This is a genomic window from Gracilimonas halophila, from assembly GCF_042684365.1.
Taxonomy (GTDB): domain Bacteria; phylum Bacteroidota; class Rhodothermia; order Balneolales; family Balneolaceae; genus Gracilimonas; species Gracilimonas halophila.
Genome location: NZ_JBHULI010000024.1, coordinates 678,029 through 697,255, shown reverse-complemented (window position 1 = coordinate 697,255; position 19,227 = coordinate 678,029). Strand labels below are relative to the sequence as shown.

Below are 19,227 nucleotides of genomic sequence, written 5' to 3'. Positions count from 1 at the left end.
TTGTTTCGATGCAGGGATAAATAATATCACAAAGAATAACATTATAACATGAAATCATAATATAGTTTTCCTACAAGGTTAGTTTCGGTCATTTGTTCCTGAATAGCTAATTTGGTATTTAGCATCAAATGGAATAACATCTCATATTTTCGCTAAGTACTTCAAATCTATCCCTCTAAATGGCTATAAATATTAACAATAAATTTCACAGAATGTCATTTCTTATCACATTATTTAAGCTTACAAAGTCGCTGCTGTCCGTTATAATTTTGTTATTGGTCTTTAGCAGTAATGCCTTTTCCCAAGATATAAAAGCTTTGGTGGGTGGGACTTTAATTGATGGATTTGGTAGCACCCCTATCCAGAATAGCGTTATTCTTATTGAAGGGGAGAGGATCAAGGAAGTTGGAATGATGGGTGCTGTTGATATTCCGGAAGGGGCGGAGATCATCTCAACAGAAGGCATGAGTGTTATGCCCGGTCTATGGGATATGCATGTGCACTTGATGCTAAACGGACATACGGATTATGCACATTGGGATTCAACATATATCGATCAATTTGAATCAGTGATCATGCCCTCTTCTGCCCATCAGCTTTTAATGGCAGGCGTAACCAGTGCCAGAGATCTCGGAGCACCTCTTGAGGCATCTATAAATGTAAGAGATGCCATAAATAACGGGGAGATTCCCGGTCCAACGATGTATATGTCAGGACCTTTTTTACAGCACCAGCCTTATCCGGGAACCGAGAAATTTCGCTGGGGAATTAACGGCACCAATGACGCCCGCCAGAAAGTGAGGGAATTAGCTAATGCAGGCGTAGATGTCATAAAGCTGATCGATCAGGATCAAATGACGAAAGAAGAAGTAATGGCTGTAGTTGATGAAAGCCATAAACAGGGGTTGAAGGTAGTAGGACATAGTCACCGCCCGGAAGAAATAAGACGAGGTCTGGAAGCCGGTGTAGATAATTTTGAACATACCGGATTGTCTTCTGCTCCTGAATATCCCGAAGATGTGATGAAGGCGCTTAAAGAAAGAACAGCAAAAATGAATTTAGGCCCGATGTATTGGACTCCGACCATTTCAGTCTTATACAACTATGAGTATATGAGAGATCATCCACTGTTTTTGGGAGATGACTCCTGGCATTTGGGCCTGCCGGATAATATTATAGCTGATATCGAAAACTCCCTGGACCATCCTGACCGATTTCCATATTTTCAGCTGACCCCGATCCGGAAGAAAACGCTTGACCGAAAATTCGAGCAATTACAGGAAGCCGGTGTAGTACTCATGGTTGGAACTGACAGCGGAGTGCCTATGATGTTTCATAGTCAGTCTACCTGGACCGAACTTGATGTCTGGGTAAACAAGCTGGGAGTAGATCCGATGAAAGCAATCCGTGGAGCCACTTATTGGCCAGCACTTTTCATGAATGTTGAAGATGATTACGGGACCGTAAGCGAGGGAAAATATGCTGATATTATTGCAGTAGAGGGAGATGTCATGCGATACATCAATCTCCTAAGTGATGTGGATATGGTTATAAAACATGGAGTAAGGGTAAAGTAGAAGAAAGAAACTGTTTTCTACTTAGCTTTTCAGGTGCACGTGAAGTCATCCTGAAGAAATGAAGGATCTTGCCTTTTGCGGAGCATATTAGCAGACATTCAAATCGTTAGTGTCACTACGTTGTGCATTCGCATGTTAAAAAAGCGAGACATAAATCGCTTAGATCCTTCGGGAGTACCCTCAGGAAGACCATTTTCGTTGAGAGCGGGACTTTCAGCCCTAACCCAAACCTCTGCACTTTCAGCGTAGTGTGGTTTATTTGAGCAAAAAAATATTACCAGGGTAAATTATCCAAATCCACATTTCCCCCGGTGATGATGATGCCGACCTTCTTTCCTTTTACATCCACTTTACCATCAAAAACAGCTGCTACGGGGACGGCACAGGAGGCCTCGATGATCATGTTCAATCGTTCCCAAACATAGCGCATAGCTTCAATTATAGATTCTTCGGGAACAGTTACGATATCATCCACATGCTCGGTGATAATGGAAAAGGGGAGCTTGCCCAAAGAGGTACGCAAACCGTCGGCAATGGTATCCGGGTTTTTGACAGGAATGAGTTCTCCTGACTTGAATGACCGATAAGCATCATCCGCATTGGCCGGTTCAGCACCGATCACAATAATACCCGGCTTGATAGATTTTGCAGCAAGAGCGGTTCCGCTTAGGAGTCCGCCGCCGCCCACGGGTGTAATGATGATATCGAGGTCTGGATGGTCTTCAAGCAGTTCCAAAGCACTGGTTCCCTGCCCGGCAATAATACGGGCATCATCGTAGGGGTGAATGAAGGTGGCCCCGGTCTTTTCAACCACTTGCTCGAGTGTAGATTCCCGAGCTTCTAAGGTAGATTTACAAAAGGTGATCTCAGCTCCGTAATTTTGGACAGCCTTCACTTTTACCTTTGGGGCATTTTCGGGCATAACAACATAAGCCGGAATGCCGCGCATTTTAGCAGCCAGAGCAACAGCCTGAGCATGATTTCCGGAGGAATGTGTAGCTACTCCGTTTTTGGCATCTTCCTCACTCAGCGAAAATATTGCATTGGAAGCCCCTCGAAATTTAAAAGCTCCTACCTTTTGAAAGTTTTCACACTTAAAGAAAATACGTCCGCCCGTTTTTTGATCTACTTGTTTGCTGTTTAGAACCGGGGTACGGTGTGCATGTTCGGATATACGTTTATGAGCTTGTTTAATATCATCAAATGTGGGAGTCGTTAGATAGGTATTCATGGTTTATTTAATGGTGTCTTGAATTCCGGATAAGAGTGATTTCCACCAATAGGCAAAAAGGGATTTTTCGACTTCACGCTCAAAATCAATGTCACCAATACTGGGGTCAGGTTCTATATTATCAGATTTGATAGAAAAAGTATTTGCTATAAGGTCTTTGAATTTTTCTCCAAATCCCTGTTCACCGGAATCTTCATCTAAGAAAGAGATTCTCAGATCCCGGTACAAGATCAAGGCTTCCCCTGAGGAAGATTGTGAGTTTAGTTCAAATTCTGCTTCCAGGCTTTCCACCAGCCCTTCTTCAACCCGTACAAATCCGGAGCGCTCGAGCATATTACCGGCTACTTTAGGATCAAAACTGTCCAGATTTGCTTTAACGGTATGGAAATCGGCATCATTGAAGACAGGATAACTGACATCCACAGTGAGCAGGGCGGTATCCATGAATAAGGTTTCAACATGTAATGTAAGGGTGTCTTCAAGAAACGACGGGTGGCTTGCGGATCTTATATTTGAAATGGTTGCATCAAGATCATTAAAAGAGATAGCAGCAGAAGAATCGGATGGACCTTTATGCTCTTCATAGATGATCGTAGCCTCAGAGATGATGGTTTCGTTGACCCCAATAGAAAAATCAACAGAATTTGCTAATTCGTTTAACAAAGGTTTCACATTCAATCCTTCTTTTCGATCTATCTGTTTATTTCGAAATACCTCCATCCAGGGTTTATCAATGCTAAGTTCCTCCACATTGATATGCTCATCAGCCAAAGAGTTAAGATTCATTCCGGATAGGGAAAGAGCTAGTATTTCAAGATTGATACGGTCCAGTTGGAATCCTTTGGCTTCAGAGAACTCATACTTAGTCAATAATGGAGTAAGGGCCATATTTGCAATAGAAAATGATTCTGCTTGTTTATCAAAATTAAAATTGGCGATCGTAAGATCATAGAATTCTTTCTCAACATTCCACTTGATCCCTGCTCCTTGAATTAGAAGATGATCCATAAACAATAGTTCAGAACCATCAAGCAACTTGTTGATATCAACATCCTCAGCTTCTAAAGAGATATCACTGATCGAGAACAACTCGTTGCCATCAGATGTACGTATGGTTCCGCTTCCATTGTTGATATAGAGGTTGAAGGTGTCAAGGTCTTCGAGTGCTTCATCCGATTCATTCCCCGAGAAGAGAGTAGAAGAAAGATCACGTTCCAGAATTTCAACATGAGGTTCGTTTACAGTAATGGCCTTGAAGTCAGGAAAAGAGCCACTGAATAAACTCCATATTCTGATCCCATTTACAGAAATAGAAGACGCTGATATCTGCTGAACATGGGGGGAGGTGCTGTCGGGAAGAACGGAGATCGAGTCAACAGAAATAGCACGCCTGAAAAGGCTGACGTGAATATCTGCAAAATCAAGTTGGTAATTTTGCTCCGTTTGCTGGTTGAACTCTTCAATGAAGGCTTCTTTGAGAGGTTCATTCAAATAGATAGGGATAATAAACGCTGCGGCTACTGCAATGATCAGAGTAGCTGCTAAAATGATGGATAATACTTTAATAACTTTTTTCATGCTTCAAAATTGATATAAATCCTGAAAAAGCAAAGAACTTATTAGAATGTAAGCAGAAACGAATGGTGGGCTCTTTTACAAAAAATCGACAGGTTTTTGGCTGAATTGATTTTCAGAGTTTAACAATCCCGATCACCTTTTTATACAAATCAATTCATTACATTTTTGGCATTCAAAAATACGCAAGACGATAATCACTTGATCGCCATATAATTATAGTAACTATGAGTCAGATAAATGGGGTTTAAAATTGTAAGTAGTTGTTTGTTGGCACTAGTTCTAATGAGCAATAGTTTTTCACAATCTGCTATTGAAATTCAAAGGTTATCCGAACCAATTACACTTGATGGGATAATAAATGAACCCGTTTGGGATACGATCGATCCTTATCCGATGGTTCAATATGAGCCGGTTTTTTTAGGAAATATGAGCGAAAGAACAGAGGTAAGGGTCGCTTATGACGATGAGTATTTATACGTATCGGCTAAAATGTTTACTAAAGACCCATCGACCATCATTTCCAATAGTTTGTATCGAGACAGATTCAGTGGGGACGATGTTTTTGCCGTGGTACTGGATCCTTTTAATGATGATCAAAATGGGATGAGGTTTTTTACAAATCCTGCAGGAACCAGGTTCGATCAATCTATTTCAAACGATGCGAATACTATTGGGGGTAACAGACCTATCAATGGAAGCTGGAATACGCACTGGGATGTAGAGACCACACAGACTGAAGAAGGGTGGTTTGCTGAAATGAGGATCCCCTTTTCAAGTATCGGGTTCCAGAGTAAAGATGGGGTTGCGGAAATGGGGATGATCGTGTACCGATGGTTGTCTTATCACAATGAAAGGCATATTTATCCTGAGATACCGCCAAATTGGGATGAGGGTAAAATTAAACCTTCTAAGGCAAAGGACATTGTACTCAATGATGTGGATGCTCCAAGGCCAATATACTTTACACCTTATGCCTTGTCCGGATTTCTTCATCAGAACACTAATACATTAAATGAATCGGGGAACTCCTTTTTATATGAGGATGATTTTAAAAATGAGTTGGGTTTCGACATTAAATATAATGTCACCAATAATCTTACAATGGACCTCACTGCCAATACGGATTTTGCTCAAGTGGAAAATGACGAACAGCAATTGAATTTAACACGGTTCTCTATTTCCTATCCTGAGAAAAGACAGTTTTTTCAGCAAAGATCCGGCCTTTTTGATTTTAATTATGGTGATACCCGGCTTTTTTATAGCCGGAAAATAGGCCTGGATAATAGTGGTAATCCGGTTAGAATATATGGGGGAGCTCGCCTGACAGGCAGGGTGGGTGATCTGGATGTAGGTTTTTTAAATCTTCAAACAGCTTCAAGTCAGTCTTTACCTTCGGAAAATTTTGGAGTATTAAGGTTGAAAAAGGGGGTGTTGAACCCAAGCTCGTATACAGGAGGTATCGTCACCAGCCGTATTGGAGCTGATGGGAACTCGAATGTGGTATTGGGATTGGATACCGACTTGAATTTATATGGTGATGATTACCTGACGTTCCGGGTAAGCCAATCCATAGACAGTGATGTTCCGGAAAGCAGAAGAAATAATTTTATTGACAATAGTATCTTCAGACTCACCTGGGAAAGAAGAGCAAGTACAGGTCTTTTATATCGGTTTTTTGTAAACCGAACCGGACAGGATTTTGATCCGGGAATAGGGTTTTATAAAACTATAAATACCTCAGATTATTTTTATCGTTTAGGGTATGGATGGCGACCGGGTGAGAATTCTGCCTTCAATCAGCATTCTTTCAATGTTGAAAGTTATAATATTTTGGAAAATGAGACTTATGACCTCAGAAGTCGTTTTATTGCATTCAATTGGAATAGCAGTTTTAAGAATAATGGGTTTTTAAGATCTTCGATTACGTACAATCAGGAACATCTGCTGGCAACAGAAGCCTTTGATCTGGCGGGTCAGATCTTTATTCCGGTATCAAATTATGATTTTTTTGAGGGATCTGTCAGCTACAGCTCACCGCGTACAAGAAGGCTCATGAGCCGAATTTCATTTGAATATGGCGAGTTCTTTGATGGAACCCGTACACAATATAAAATTGATCCAAGATGGGTTGCCAATCTTCATCTCGAAATTTCAGGTAGCTATCAATTAACAAGGTTGCGTTTCCCTGATACGAATATTCGTGAGAAAACGGAACTTGATGCCCATGTAGGTCGGTTAAAGACGGAATTCGCATTTAATAAAAAGATCTCAACAAGCATATTTGTTCAGTATAGCAACGTTGCTGATTTGGCAGGGGCCAACTTTAGGTTTCGATACAATTTCAGAGAAGGACAAGATCTTTGGATTGTTTTTGACCAAACGTTAAACACTGTGCTGGATGGTTCCCGATACGGTGTCACTGAATTACCAAGAAATGAAAACCGATCTATTCTGATTAAGTATACACATACTTTTAAAATGTGATTAATTACTAATAATTACCTTTATTTTAAATATCAATTTAAGCGAAATAGCTTTAACAAATATCTTCTCAATATGAAATATACAGTTTCTATTCTCACCTTTTTACTGGCATCAACGCTTGCTTTTGCGCAGCAGGATGCCTTTGAGCGTTTCCAATTTCATCCTGACCTGAATTATAACTCCGGGATTACATCACCGGCCGAGTATCTTGACTATGAACTTGGAGAGGAATTTACGTTCCACCATCAGGTAATGGACTACTTTAAAAATCTTGCTGAAGAATCTGACCGGATCTCCTTCCACAAGTATGCTACCACATACGAAGGTAGAGACCTCTATTATGCGGTTATCACTTCAGAAAATAACATGGCGAATATAGAGTCTATTCAGAATGCGAATGTAGAGTTTGCAAATAATCCGGAATCGGCCTCGGTTGAAGGAAAGCCTGTGGTTGTTTGGATGAGTTATAATGTTCATGGGAATGAAGCATCAAGCAGTGAAGCGGCCATGCAAACGGCTTATCGGTTGGTGGCAGCAGCGGATTCTGAAACCAGCAATTGGCTGGAAAATTCAGTGGTTATCATCGACCCTATGATGAATCCTGATGGGCGCGACCGTTACGTATACTGGTACAAATCATCTCAGGCAAATATCCTGAACACCGATGCCAATGATCTGGAACATGATGAGATCTGGCCGGGAGGGCGTACCAATCACTATTGGTTTGACCTGAACCGTGATTGGGTATGGCTGGTGCATCCTGAATCAGAAGGACGAATTGCTGCTTACCAGGAATGGATGCCGCAGGTACACATGGATTTCCACGAGCAGGGTTTCAATAATAACTATTTTGCGATGCCGGGTACCACACCAAGAAACCTGGAATTACCTGATGAGTATGACCAATGGGCAGACACTTTTGGCCGCGGTCTGATCGAAGAGTTTGACAAAGCGAATGTTAATTATGCCACTCGTGAATCATTTGACTTCTTCTATCCGGGATATGGCTCCTCTTACCCAAGTGTGATGGGCGGAATTGGGATGCTTGCAGAACAGGGCGGACACAGCAGAGGAGGACGTGCGGTTGAAACTGATGACGATTATATCCTTACTCTACGTCAGCGTGTTTTTGACCATTACACCAACGGTGTTTCCATCGTTAAAACTTCTGTTGAGAATAAGGAAGGCCTGCTTACTTACTTCAAGAATTCATTATCACAATCAGCCCAAAAGGGAAACACACAAGCTTATATTCTGAAGAATAATGAGAATGACTACACCTATCAGGTGATCAATATGCTGATGAAGCATAATGTGAGAATAGAGCGTGCTACCGAGGACTTCAATCAAAGAAATTCTTACAGCTATTGGGATGCAAGCTCTTCAACCCAAAGTTTTGAAGCCGGTGATTTCATAATCAAAACCGATCAGCCCAAGCATCTTTTCGTAAATACGCTGTTCCGTAATCAAATGCAGATTGAGGATTCGGTCATGTATGATATGGCTACCTGGTCTATTCCATTGGCTTACAACTTAGATGCAGCCTGGACGACCAATAATGTGGGGGTGTCCACTGAGCAGCTGACCGAAGAACTCAGCTATCCGTCTATGCTGGAAAATGGCGGGGCACAGTATGCATATGTGATCGACTGGAAACAACGTTATGCTCCCAAAGCACTGGCGAAACTGTGGGACATGGGATATAATGTTCGCAGTGCGGGAAGAACTTTTACTTACGAGGGAACCACCTACACAGAGGGAAGTTTAGTTGTATTGGTAGGTCGTAATTATGAGAAACGATCACGCATTCAAGCTGATATGAGACAACTTGCCGAAGAGGTAAGTGTAGTGGTTGAAGGCTTTGATACAGGTCGTATGGATGAGGGAATGGATCTTGCCTCAAGTGATAGTGAGCCGGTGAAAGAGCCTAAAGTAGCACTGATGGTCGATTCTCCGTTCAGTTCTTACACAGCCGGTCAGCTTTGGTTCCTATTTGATCAGTGGACAGAATTCGGTATCGATCGAATTAGATCAGGAAGCTTCAACAGTATTGACTTAGCCGAATATGATGTGATCTTAATGCCTGGAGCATGGGGTGGATTGAGTGGGGTTTTGAATAACTCTCAGATCGAAGACCTCAAATCATGGGTAAGGAATGGTGGCGTACTTATTGGAACCGAAGGCAGTGCATCGTGGCTTACTGCAGACCGATCAGGTTTTACTGATGTGGAACTGTTCGAAGAAGAAGAGGACGACAGCACTGAGGTGGAGGACAAAGCCTATACCAGATATGCTGATCGCACGGATGTATTTGGGCTGGAAAGAATCCCGGGTTCTGCTTTCAAAGGCATCATAGATAATACAAATCCGCTGGCCTTTGGGTTACCTGAGCAACTCTATTCACTGAAGTTTGGAGATGATGGGATCGTGCCAAATAACTCCCTTCAAACCGTAGGATACTATGTGAAAGAAGGAGAGGTAATGGCTTCCGGTTATGCCTCAGAAGAGAACAAAGAAAAAGCACGGGGGCAGGCATTTGCGGCAGTTCAAAATATGGGCAGTGGTAAAGTGGTATTTCTACTTGATAATACCCAATACCGAATGTTCTGGGTAGGACCAAGTCGTATGGTTCAAAATGCCGTTATGTTATTACCGGGATTTTAAATACCTGATCAAGTTGTTATCCAACAAAAAACCGGTTGAGTCAATCTCTCAACTGGTTTTTTTATATAGTAAAATAAATGAAAGCTTAGGTTCGAACGCCTCAGCATAAGTTTTTCTTAAGGGAAGACGATTTAGGAGCTGTCTTTATTAAAACTAAACAGTCTAAAAAAACAAATTGCAGGGAATTAATGCGCAATATTGCACTTGTACTAATAATGTGTGTGACCACGTATGGAAAAGAATGCTATTCACAATCAATTCAAGACATTTATAGACTCTCCGAAGAAATTACATTAGATGGAGTATTAGAAGAACAAGCCTGGCAGGAAATTTCGCCTTTTCCCATGACTCAATATGAACCGGTTTTTGAAGGGGGATTGAGTGAGCGGACCGAAATAATGGTAGCTTATGATGATGAATATTTTTACGTAGCCGGAAGAATGTTTACTGAGGATGTAACCATCATTGCAGCAAACAGTTTATACAGAGACAGCTATTCAGGAGATGATGTCTTTGCTGTGATACTTGACCCGTTTAATGATAATCAAAATGCACTTCGCTTTTTTACAACTCCTGCCGGAGTGAGATTTGATCAAACCATATCAAATGATGCGAATGACATAGCAGGGGCCAGTGCAGTAAATAGCAGCTGGAATACATTTTGGGATGTGGCAACCAGTCAGGATGAACAAGGGTGGTATGCTGAGATAAGAATTCCATTTTCAAGTATAGGATTTCAAAGTAATGAAGGAACTGCCGAAATGGGGTTGATCGTTTACCGATGGATAGCTCACCATAATGAAAGACACACGTACCCTGCAATCCCTCCAAACTGGGATAGGGGAGAAATAAAGCCATCTCAAGCTGCTGATATCAGATTAAAAAATGTAGATGCGCGAAGGCCGGTTTATTTTACCCCCTATGTATTGACCGGCTACCAGCAGCAAAATCAATTGAACAGCACAGGAGATTCTTACGAGTACGAGAATGATTTCGAAAGAAATGTTGGGTTTGATGTAAAGTATAACGTTACCAGTAATCTTACTTTAGATGTGACGGCTAATACTGACTTTGCACAGGTTGAAGCGGATGAGCAACAATTAAATCTAAGTCGTTTTTCGATCACATTTCCCGAGAAACGGCAATTCTTTCAGCAACGCTCGGGCTTGTTTACTTTCAACTTCGGAAATACCCGTCTCTTTTACAGCCGAAGGATAGGTTTGGATAATCAAGGAAATCAGGTCCCTATTTATGGTGGAGTTCGGTTAACAGGCCGTGTTGATGACTGGGATATCGGCGTATTGAATATGCAGACTGCTTCCAGCGAAATATTACCTTCTGAGAATTTTGGTGTTATTCGACTTAAAAAAAATGTACTTAACCCCGGTTCATATATTGGAAGTATTTTCACCAGCAGGGTAGGAGCCGATGGTAATTCCAACTATGTGTTCGGTTTGGATGGCGACTTTAACATTTCCGGAGATGACTTTATCGAGGTTAAAGTAAGTCAATCAATGGATAATCAGGTAGCAGAATCTGAACGGTATAACTTTACCGATAACAGTATTTTCCGCATCACATGGCAAAGAAGGGCCTCAGTTGGATTATTCTATCGGTTTTTTGTAAACCGTACCGGAAGTGAATTTGACCCAGGAATCGGCTTTTTTCGTACCATAAATACGTCTGATTATTTTTACCGGATTGGCTACGGTTGGTTTTCCGATGAGAATTCTATCTTCAAATCTCATTCCATAAATGTTGGGAGTTTTAATATTTTTGAGAACGAAACTTTTGACCTCCGAAGTCGATTCATCTCTCCTGAATGGAGATCAGACTTTAAAGATGGAAGTTCTTTTTCATTGAACGCCCGTTTTAATCAGGAGCATTTATTACCAAATGAAGACTTTGAACTTCTCGGGCAGATCTACATACCTGTCGATGACTATAACTTTTTTGATGCTTCCGTAAGCTATAATACAACTGATAATAAGAAATTAAGGAACCGGTTTACTCTTGAGTATGGTGAAATATTTGATGGGAGGAGATTCCTGGCGAAAATAAATCCGAGGTGGATAGCTAATATCCATTTTGAATTAGACGGTAGTTATCAGATTACAAAATTAGATTTTCCTGATCGGTTCAACAGAGCCACAACTGATTTCACCGTTCATTTAGCACAGTTAAGAGGACAATATGCGTTCAACAAGAAATTGTCAACAAGTGCATTTATTCAATACAGCAATGTAAATGAGTTGGCAGGTTTGAATATGAGACTGCGTTATTATTTCAGGGAAGGACAAGACCTTTGGGTTGTTTATAACGAAACTATCAATACCATTAGAGATCAGATGAATCTTGGATCTCCACGGCTTCCGTTTATGGAAAATCGTGCTATCTTGCTGAAATATACTCATACATTTGATATGTAGAGAGCCAAGGAAAGCAGTGTTTCTTACTTAATAAAACTATCAGGAGCGATCAGCTGCTGCTTTTTTATTTTCTAGCGTACGTCGGTTCTTTTTTTTTGCCACATAAGGCAGGAAAAAGAGATATATGCCTGTGATCCAAAGTATAGTTACAATGAGTCCTGATGGGAGGAAAACCCAGAGTTTAGCTGAATCATGAAACCATGAACCATCATGAAGTGATTCCAATAGCTCAGACCTGCGATATGCTACCTGTAGTACTTCTGCTGTCTGAGTATCGATCTGAATTTCCCACCGGTTAACTGCCCTCACTTTCACGATCCCTTTATCGGGACGAACATCTAACCGATCAATATCATCCCAGGATTTAATATCTGCTTCAGGTACGGTTTTAGAAACTGTTAAAATGTCCTCAAAACTGATAGAAGGTAAAGTGGATATACCTGTTTGTGAAGGAGGCTGAACCCAATCTACTTGTTTTTTTACCTGTAAAATTAATCCTGTAATTAAGACCAAAAGAAAAGGCAATGCTATTAAAGCACCGCCCCATCTGTGGATCTTTCTAAGATCACGACGTGTATGCCAACTCATTGTTAAAAACTCTCCTGATAAACTTTGCTATTTAATAGTCCAGACCGGGTTGGGTAATTTTATAGTTTTCTTCTGCTTTGGCGGCTTCAACCATTTCCGCTACATCTTCCAAGAGTTGCTTGGCATCAAATACAATCCCGTCTTTAATGGTATATCGAACACCGCCTTTTCGAACGGGTACGTTTTCATCATTCACGTAGATGGCTCCCGTACCGTACAGTACTTTTAGGTTTTCCATTGGATTGGCATCTACGATCACCATATCAGCAAGTTTTCCAACTTCAATAGTTCCCAGCTGATCGTCAACTCCCAAAACTTCCGCTCCTTTGAGTGAAGCTGACTGAAAGATCTCTAACGGATGGAACCCGGCTTCACGCATCATTTCCATTTCCTGAATGTAGCCGAAGCCATACAGTTTGTATATATAACCTGCATCAGAGCCAAGGGTAACACGTCCGCCCTTATTCTTGTATTCGTTGATGAACTGCATCCATATTCTGTAATTCTCTTTCCATTCGATCTCCTGTTCCGTTCCCCATTCAAGCCAGTATGAACCGTGTGATACTTTACTTGGCTGATAGAATTCCCACAGTGAAGGAAGTGTATACTTTTCATGCCATTCAGCCCGGCGCTGAGCACTTAGGTTTCGGTTGGCTTCGTATATGGTGAACGTTGGGTTCATGGTATAATCCAGTTCGATCATCTCATCCATTACCGCATTCCATTTTTCAGAACCCGGCGCAGCCGCTTGTTTCCAAAGTTTTCCTGCTTCCTCAAAACGATGTTGTTCGTTGTTGTAATTATAATCCAGGGGATAATCCTGAATGATACGATCTTCGAAAAGAGATTCAGGGAGCCCGTACCAGTGCGTAAGTGCGGTTGCACCCAAACGGGCAGATTTAAGTGCATTATTATAAACAACACGGGTTTGGGCATGGTGCGTCATAGTACCCAATCCTAATTTGTTTGCTTCTTCTATAGCAGCTTTGTAGATCTCCGGCGGTGCACCAAAAAACTTAATACCATCTGCACCTTCCTCATGGATCATCTGTACCCACTCTCGAGCTTGTTCAGGTGTGGTTATTTCTTCGTCTGCACCCATTCCAAATCCTATCCATGCAGATATTCTTGGGGCAGTGATCTCATTATTTGCACTTAGCTCTTTGTGACGCAGTGTCCAATCCATCCCGTTAAAAGAACCCGGCTCCCTTATCGAGGTTATACCATGTGCCAGCCAGAGTTTGTATACATATTCAGGAGTTGTTCCCTGTGCGCCTCCTCCGGTATGTGCGTGCATGTCAAAAAAACCGGGCAGGAGATACATTCCTTCTGCATCCAAAACTTTGGTGTTTTCATCAGCTTGTGGTCTGCGGTTTTCATTGATCGGGAGTCCCGGATAACCAACAGTTCGGATGGAAGCAATACGGTTACCTTCCACTACAATATCGGCCGGACCGGTGGCAGGTGAGCCCGTGCCGTCAATCAGATGTACTCCCCGGATGATAAGCCGTTCATGCGGGCCATCTCCATCAGTACGCTGAGGGGCATCCGGCATTTGGGCTTGGAGTGAAAAAGAACCTGATAAAAGAAAAATTAAAAGTAGCTTTATGAATTTCATAGAAGGATTGTTGAGTTTCTGTATGATCATGAATGTACTGCAATCAAAGCATTCACATCGTAAAATTTAGTTATAGCAGAAGAGCCCCTTCGTGTTTCAGGAGCCACTCCTTGCGTTCCAGACCGCCGGCATAACCGGTTAGTTTTTGATCCGAACCTACAACACGGTGGCATGGGATCACGATCGCGATCGGGTTCTTGCCATTAGTACGACCTACAGCCTGAGAAGCTTTTTCATCACCCACCTTTTTAGCGATGGCTCCATAAGAAGTGGTTGATCCCTGTGGGATTTCAAGCAGTTGTTTCCAAACCTGTTGCTCAAATTTGGTGCCATCGGGTAGAAGTTCTAACTGAAAAGCGGTTCTGTTTCCTTGAAAATATTCCCTGAGCTGTGTTTTGGCAGATTCAGTATGAACATCAGGATCTTCGGGGCCATCAAAATCCATAAATTTTATTTCCGTGATCCCGGAACCATTGGAAAGGATGCGAAGATAACCAATGGGGCTTTCTAAATAACTAACGTATGTCACAAATAAGTGGACTAATTACAGGTTCGGGTTGAGAATATTGATTGAATTGTATTAATCAAAAATAAAAGTGTAACAAATTACAATTCCCTTACTCTTTAAGATAGCTTAATAGGTGAGATTAATGTTTTACCCTAATAGTTAGTCTATTCTAACTCCTTAAAGCTGAAATCTAAAACCCCGGGACTGATAATGCCGGGGTTTTTTTTTGATAATGATCTTTCTAAAAATATACTATATACAAGAAACTCACATTAATTCCCGGTTCGGGGCGGAGATCTTTAATTCTGGAAAGATGATTATAATATTCTGTGTTCAACACATTGTTTACGTTCAGTGAAAATGTGTGAAGCAGGTTTCCTCCGTCCAAACGGTATTGGCTGAAAGCATCAAGCAAAGTATATCCATCGGTGGGAGATTCAAATTCACCGGTTCGGGTTTGCTCGCCGGCAATCCGCACCCGTGTACCCAGCTCAAATCCCGATTTAGTGTATTTGAAGGAAGCCTTTGCTTTCACAGGGGGAATTTGAGGAAGAGGACGGGTATCACTATCGTATCCTGAATTTTGCTGTTCACTTTCGGGTACCTTACGTTCGGCTATGGTGTAGCTGACAGAAGTATTAAGAACGAAATTGCTAAACACCTGAAATTCACCTGAAAATTCTCCCCCATATAACACAGCTTCAGCTCCTACAAATTGATAGTCATTGAGATCCGGTCGCCGGATATTAGGCCTTCCTGTGTTTTGTGCATACAGGTAATTACTGAAGCCATTATGGAAAACAGTTGCTTCTGCATTGGCTCGATCTGATTGATATCGAACAAATAATTCCTTGGCTAAACCACGTTCAGGGTCAAGTTCAGGATTCCCAATCTCGTAAGAGTAGGAAGCAAGATGAGGGCCCTCAGAATACAATTCCTCTAAAGATGGAGCACGGAATGAGTGAAGCAAGCTGGTACCTAAAGACACTTTACTGCTTAAAGAATAGATAATTGCTGCTGAACTGGATAATGCCGGAAAGGAACGTTCCCGAACCTCACCTATAAGGTTAGAGTTAAACTCCCGGTCGGGGCTGTTAAGGACCCAATCGAATCGAAGTCCACCTTCCACATGAAGTGGACCAAAGTCAGCTTCTTCAATGAGATATGCACCGAACTTATAGCTGTTGGCATCCGGAGTCGCAGCTCCAATTACGGCATAGTCTTCAATTTCACCCCAAAGCCCAAAGGAGCCCTTATCAAGGAATCCAAGTGAATTATGCTTGGCTTTGATATCAGCATTGGTGGTAACAAGTCCGAATTGAGTTCCCAAAGCACCACCGGATTCAATTTCTTTATGGGTATAATTCTTAATGGAAAGATCACCTTCAATAACTTTTAGAAATTTTCCATTAACAAGGATCTCAGATTTTAGATCATACTGAAATTTTTCCATTTCAATATCCACGCCTTCGGGATGACCCTGTGGATCCGGCGGGATTCCATATTTATTGAAATAAGTGCTGAAAGCTCCACCAATATATCCCCAATTACGTATCCAGCTTATCCCGGCAGCATTATTTGTAGACCGATAATAAGTATTCTTTGTTGTACCGATGGGAGTGGATGTATCATCAGCGAGCCGACCGTTCAGGTTTAGGCTAAGGGCAACGTCTTTATAAGGCAGGGTGACATCTAAAGCTGCAGATCCACCGGTATTTACTGACTCCCCGTTTAAGGTGAAATTACCTGTGGTTCGTGAAGGTACACTTGTTTCGACCTGATTTCTAACCACATTGATAACACCGCCAATGGCATTTGCGCCATAGGCAAGTGCCTGTGGGCCACGAGCGATCTCAATTTCCTGCGCAGATATGGGATCGATGGTTACGGCATGATCAGAAGATTGGGAAGAAACATCACCGGAACGAATTCCATCTTGAAGTATGAGCACCCGTTCTCCTCCTAAACCTCGTATTACAGGTCGGCCTGGGGCACTTCCCATTTTACGTTCGTCAAATCCCGGAAGATTAGAGAGGGTTTGAGAGAGTGTGTTTCCCAGATTCTGGCGAAGGTCAGAGCCGAATACTTTCTTGGATGCATGTTCTAAATTTGAACCTTCGAGATTTTCAGCTGCACCAACAACATCAACTGATTGGGAGCCCAATACGGTAGGCCGGAGTTCAATATCTATGACTTCATCCGCCTCTTTGATCGAAATTTCTTTGGTTTGGGTACGGTAACCTACCCGGTGGATAGAAAGCGTAAAATTACCGGCGGGAATATTTTTTAACTGATATTTCCCATCTGCATCAGCTACAGCCGTACGGTTCAGTTCTTCAATATGAACATAGGCAAATGAAACAGGTTCACCGGTCTCGGCATCCAGAACGGTACCTGACAATAAATATCTGTTGTCAGCAAAAGCATTCCCTGAAGAGAACGCTCCTGCCAATAACAGTAGTATGATGACTAAGTATTTCAATTGGTCTGAGCTGCCTCTACGTGAACGTGAATGTCCTGGGTCGAGAAATCAGAATGACCATTATGCATAAGCATCAGTCGAAGATCAGTAATGCCTTCAGCCTCTGCATGAATATGAAAACTCCACTTACCGTCTTCTGCATGTTGCTCAAACTCAGCTATTTCTGCATCTTCGAATTCATACCCAAGAGTATACTCATCTTCTTCCGGTTGGAATTCATCACCGTCGGCATCGTAAAACCAAAGGGTGATGAGGTCTGTTTCTTGTCCCGGTGCCAATTCAAATTCACCGGAAACGGAACCACCCGGAGTTTGGGTGACAATATCCTGACCGTTCATTTTGAGTACAAAACCTGCCGGCTCTGAATGTTCTTCTTCTTCGCCTGAAGTAGAATTTGAACAGGCAGCTGTGAAAGAAACTAAAACTAAAAGAGTGAATACGTACTTAATTGCGGATAATAATTTATAATTTTTCATGACTTAATAATCTTATTAAATGGTTGTTAAAATCAATAGAGATTCCTGCTTACATATCAGATGAACCTTGACAGTCTTCTAAAAGCCGGTCATTGATGAGTACAGGAAATTGGAATCGTAATTATTAAGCTATGAAAGGTGGCGCACGGCCGAGAAGAGGCACAAAAGGTTGTGCGGATAAATAAAGAGGGGTAAGCTGGGTAACAGTGTAATGAAACTTTAAGAGCCCGTCGAAAGAGGGCTGAGTCTCGCCACCTGTTACGGCAAAGATACCGGAAACAGGACAGAAAAGGTCATTTTCTGTGATATGCTGGTGTTCAGCATGACTTAAACATTCCAATCCATCGCTGTGATAGTGCATCATAGACAGCATGGTGCCTGCCATAGCGAGCAAAAGGAAGAATACCGATATGTTATTCTTTAATGATTTCACGTAATATCTATGAATTACACAACGTCAACTAATTAAACCAAGTATCGGTAATAATCAGTTCATTATTGTATAGTTATTTTAAATTATTACACTTTTTTAAAAAATTCGAAAAATTTATGGCTGAAATGATTGAAATATTTACTTCATGGTTTATGGGGCTCGGAGAGAAATATGGTGTAAATCCTATACTATTTGGAAGTATTTATGTGGGAGCTATTCCCTTTTTTACACTTAGTGTAGCTTGGCTGGTAAAGAATTACAGAAGCGGAAAGTCAATTATTATACCAGCTATGAGTGCTACCTTCTTTTTTATCTCAGCCTATGTTTACTTGATAATAGCCGGTAAAAATGTACCCTTATGGGTGTATGGAGTAGTGATCTTGATGGTAGTTTATGGCGCTTATTCTACATACCAGAAAGTAAGAGCAAAAATAAAAGATGAGGCACAGAAGTAAATTGCTGCCGCAGATTTCCAATCCGTGATGTTGAAATGAGATCTTCTCTTAGGGTTCATAGGCATAGTTTCTACTGCAATTCGGTAATCACGCTAAAGGGAAATTAACTTCTTTTACCCGTTGCATTTACGGCTTAGGTATATTAAAATCTATGTAATGCATTGTTCTAAATAGGCATCAGTAGTCAACAAAATATTTCAGCTAAGCTATGGAAAATGAAAAAGTAACTCTACGGCTTAAGAGTAAGTGGAAGTGGTTCATTTATATTACACAGTTCACGGCACTTTGCTTATTGGTTTATCTTTTAGTGAATTTATGGGCTGTAACCGGATTTAACTCACCTGAGAGTATATTTTTAAATATTTTCTTTGGCGTATCTATTTTTGGCAACATTTACTTTATGATCTATGCATCGAAACATAAGGTCCATTTTTATTCCGACAGGCTTACAAAAGCAGGTGTGTTCACCAAGAGAACACGCAAATACAAAGATCTGAGTGAAGTTTGGTTGTCTACCAAGCTTTGGGATATGAAGTCACCGGTTGCTATTATCAGCGATTTCGGTACCCTTGTATTTGATTACCGATATGAGAATCAGGAAGATGTAGCTGAATTTCTTACCAAGATGAAAAGTATACCATCACTTCCGAAACTTTATTTTGATTCCAAGAGTCTTAATGCACAAAAAGATAACACTTAAGAAT

The 19,227-nt window shown here is 41.4% G+C and carries 14 protein-coding genes; 6 read left to right on the top strand and 8 right to left on the bottom strand.

Translation table 11 applies throughout. The features are described from left to right. The first annotated feature begins 212 nt into the window (after positions 1-212). Complete coding sequence (locus tag ACFSVN_RS09485; RefSeq protein WP_390301552.1) at positions 213-1,577, top strand: amidohydrolase family protein; 1,365 nt, start codon at positions 213-215, stop codon at positions 1,575-1,577. A 274-nt stretch (positions 1,578-1,851) separates the two neighbouring features. On the opposite strand, the gene ACFSVN_RS09480 is transcribed toward ACFSVN_RS09485, so the two are convergent. Together ACFSVN_RS09480 and ACFSVN_RS09475 are read right to left on the bottom strand one after the other, a co-directional pair. Beyond that, positions 1,852-2,808 (bottom strand): threonine ammonia-lyase, encoded by a 957-nt coding sequence (locus ACFSVN_RS09480; protein ID WP_390301549.1) that lies wholly within the window; start codon positions 2,806-2,808, stop codon positions 1,852-1,854. A 3-nt stretch (positions 2,809-2,811) separates the two neighbouring features. Then, positions 2,812-4,386 carry an AsmA family protein gene (locus tag ACFSVN_RS09475; protein WP_390301546.1) on the bottom strand — a complete coding sequence of 525 codons (1,575 nt, stop codon included), beginning with the start codon at positions 4,384-4,386 and terminating at the stop codon, positions 2,812-2,814. Positions 4,387-4,668: 282 nt separating this feature from the next. Between ACFSVN_RS09475 and ACFSVN_RS09470 the strand changes: the two genes are divergently transcribed. The 3 genes from ACFSVN_RS09470 (at position 4,669) to ACFSVN_RS09460 (ending at position 11,963) form a co-directional block, all read left to right on the top strand. After that, positions 4,669-6,870, top strand: coding sequence for a DUF5916 domain-containing protein (locus ACFSVN_RS09470; RefSeq protein ID WP_390301543.1), 2,202 nt, complete (start codon positions 4,669-4,671; stop codon positions 6,868-6,870). A gap of 72 nt (positions 6,871-6,942) precedes the next feature. Continuing rightward, the gene (locus tag ACFSVN_RS09465; RefSeq protein WP_390301540.1) at positions 6,943-9,534 is read left to right on the top strand and encodes a M14 family metallopeptidase; all 2,592 of its coding nucleotides are present in this window, start codon (positions 6,943-6,945) and stop codon (positions 9,532-9,534) included. Between the two features lie 188 nt (positions 9,535-9,722). After that, positions 9,723-11,963 carry a DUF5916 domain-containing protein gene (locus ACFSVN_RS09460; RefSeq protein WP_390301537.1) on the top strand — a complete coding sequence of 747 codons (2,241 nt, stop codon included), beginning with the start codon at positions 9,723-9,725 and terminating at the stop codon, positions 11,961-11,963. A gap of 39 nt (positions 11,964-12,002) precedes the next feature. On the opposite strand, the gene ACFSVN_RS09455 is transcribed toward ACFSVN_RS09460, so the two are convergent. The 6 genes from ACFSVN_RS09455 to ACFSVN_RS09430 form a co-directional block, all read right to left on the bottom strand. Next, positions 12,003-12,551: a PepSY domain-containing protein gene (locus ACFSVN_RS09455; RefSeq protein ID WP_390301534.1), complete on the bottom strand. Its 549-nt coding sequence runs from the start codon at positions 12,549-12,551 to the stop codon at positions 12,003-12,005. Between the two features lie 31 nt (positions 12,552-12,582). Further along, a complete protein-coding gene (locus ACFSVN_RS09450; RefSeq protein ID WP_390301531.1) occupies positions 12,583-14,169 on the bottom strand; it encodes an amidohydrolase family protein in 1,587 nt (528 codons plus the stop codon). A 70-nt stretch (positions 14,170-14,239) separates the two neighbouring features. Next, complete coding sequence (locus ACFSVN_RS09445; RefSeq protein WP_390301528.1) at positions 14,240-14,698, bottom strand: methylated-DNA--[protein]-cysteine S-methyltransferase; 459 nt, start codon at positions 14,696-14,698, stop codon at positions 14,240-14,242. Positions 14,699-14,918: 220 nt separating this feature from the next. Beyond that, positions 14,919-17,159, bottom strand: a complete 2,241-nt coding sequence (locus tag ACFSVN_RS09440) for a TonB-dependent receptor (RefSeq protein ID WP_390301525.1) — start codon at positions 17,157-17,159, stop codon at positions 14,919-14,921. Then, the gene (locus ACFSVN_RS09435) at positions 17,156-17,635 is read right to left on the bottom strand and encodes a hypothetical protein (RefSeq protein ID WP_390301522.1); all 480 of its coding nucleotides are present in this window, start codon (positions 17,633-17,635) and stop codon (positions 17,156-17,158) included. Before ACFSVN_RS09435 ends, ACFSVN_RS09440 begins: the two co-directional genes overlap by 4 nt. Positions 17,636-17,759: 124 nt before the next feature. Beyond that, entirely contained in the window at positions 17,760-18,068 is a 309-nt protein-coding gene (locus tag ACFSVN_RS09430; RefSeq protein WP_390301519.1) for a hypothetical protein, read from the bottom strand. Between the two features lie 116 nt (positions 18,069-18,184). Between ACFSVN_RS09430 and ACFSVN_RS09425 the strand changes: the two genes are divergently transcribed. Next, positions 18,185-18,523 (top strand): hypothetical protein, encoded by a 339-nt coding sequence (locus tag ACFSVN_RS09425; RefSeq protein WP_390301516.1) that lies wholly within the window; start codon positions 18,185-18,187, stop codon positions 18,521-18,523. 208 nt (positions 18,524-18,731) lie between these two features. Next, a complete protein-coding gene (locus ACFSVN_RS09420) occupies positions 18,732-19,223 on the top strand; it encodes a hypothetical protein (protein ID WP_390301513.1) in 492 nt (163 codons plus the stop codon). Positions 19,224-19,227 lie beyond the last annotated feature (4 nt).

Bases quoted from the DNA above. Each gene is read 5' to 3' on its own strand.
- ACFSVN_RS09475 (WP_390301546.1), bottom strand. From the start codon at position 4,386: ATGAAAAAAGTTATTAAAGTATTATCCATCATTTTAGCAGCTACTCTG.
- ACFSVN_RS09450 (WP_390301531.1), bottom strand. From the start codon at position 14,169: ATGAAATTCATAAAGCTACTTTTAATTTTTCTTTTATCAGGTTCTTTT.
- ACFSVN_RS09485 (WP_390301552.1), top strand. From the start codon at position 213: ATGTCATTTCTTATCACATTATTTAAGCTTACAAAGTCGCTGCTGTCC.
- ACFSVN_RS09435 (WP_390301522.1), bottom strand. From the start codon at position 17,635: ATGAAAAATTATAAATTATTATCCGCAATTAAGTACGTATTCACTCTT.
- ACFSVN_RS09420 (WP_390301513.1), top strand. From the start codon at position 18,732: ATGGAAAATGAAAAAGTAACTCTACGGCTTAAGAGTAAGTGGAAGTGG.
- ACFSVN_RS09470 (WP_390301543.1), top strand. From the start codon at position 4,669: ATGAGCAATAGTTTTTCACAATCTGCTATTGAAATTCAAAGGTTATCC.
- ACFSVN_RS09465 (WP_390301540.1), top strand. From the start codon at position 6,943: ATGAAATATACAGTTTCTATTCTCACCTTTTTACTGGCATCAACGCTT.
- ACFSVN_RS09425 (WP_390301516.1), top strand. From the start codon at position 18,185: ATGGCTGAAATGATTGAAATATTTACTTCATGGTTTATGGGGCTCGGA.
- ACFSVN_RS09480 (WP_390301549.1), bottom strand. From the start codon at position 2,808: ATGAATACCTATCTAACGACTCCCACATTTGATGATATTAAACAAGCT.
- ACFSVN_RS09455 (WP_390301534.1), bottom strand. From the start codon at position 12,551: ATGAGTTGGCATACACGTCGTGATCTTAGAAAGATCCACAGATGGGGC.
- ACFSVN_RS09460 (WP_390301537.1), top strand. From the start codon at position 9,723: ATGCGCAATATTGCACTTGTACTAATAATGTGTGTGACCACGTATGGA.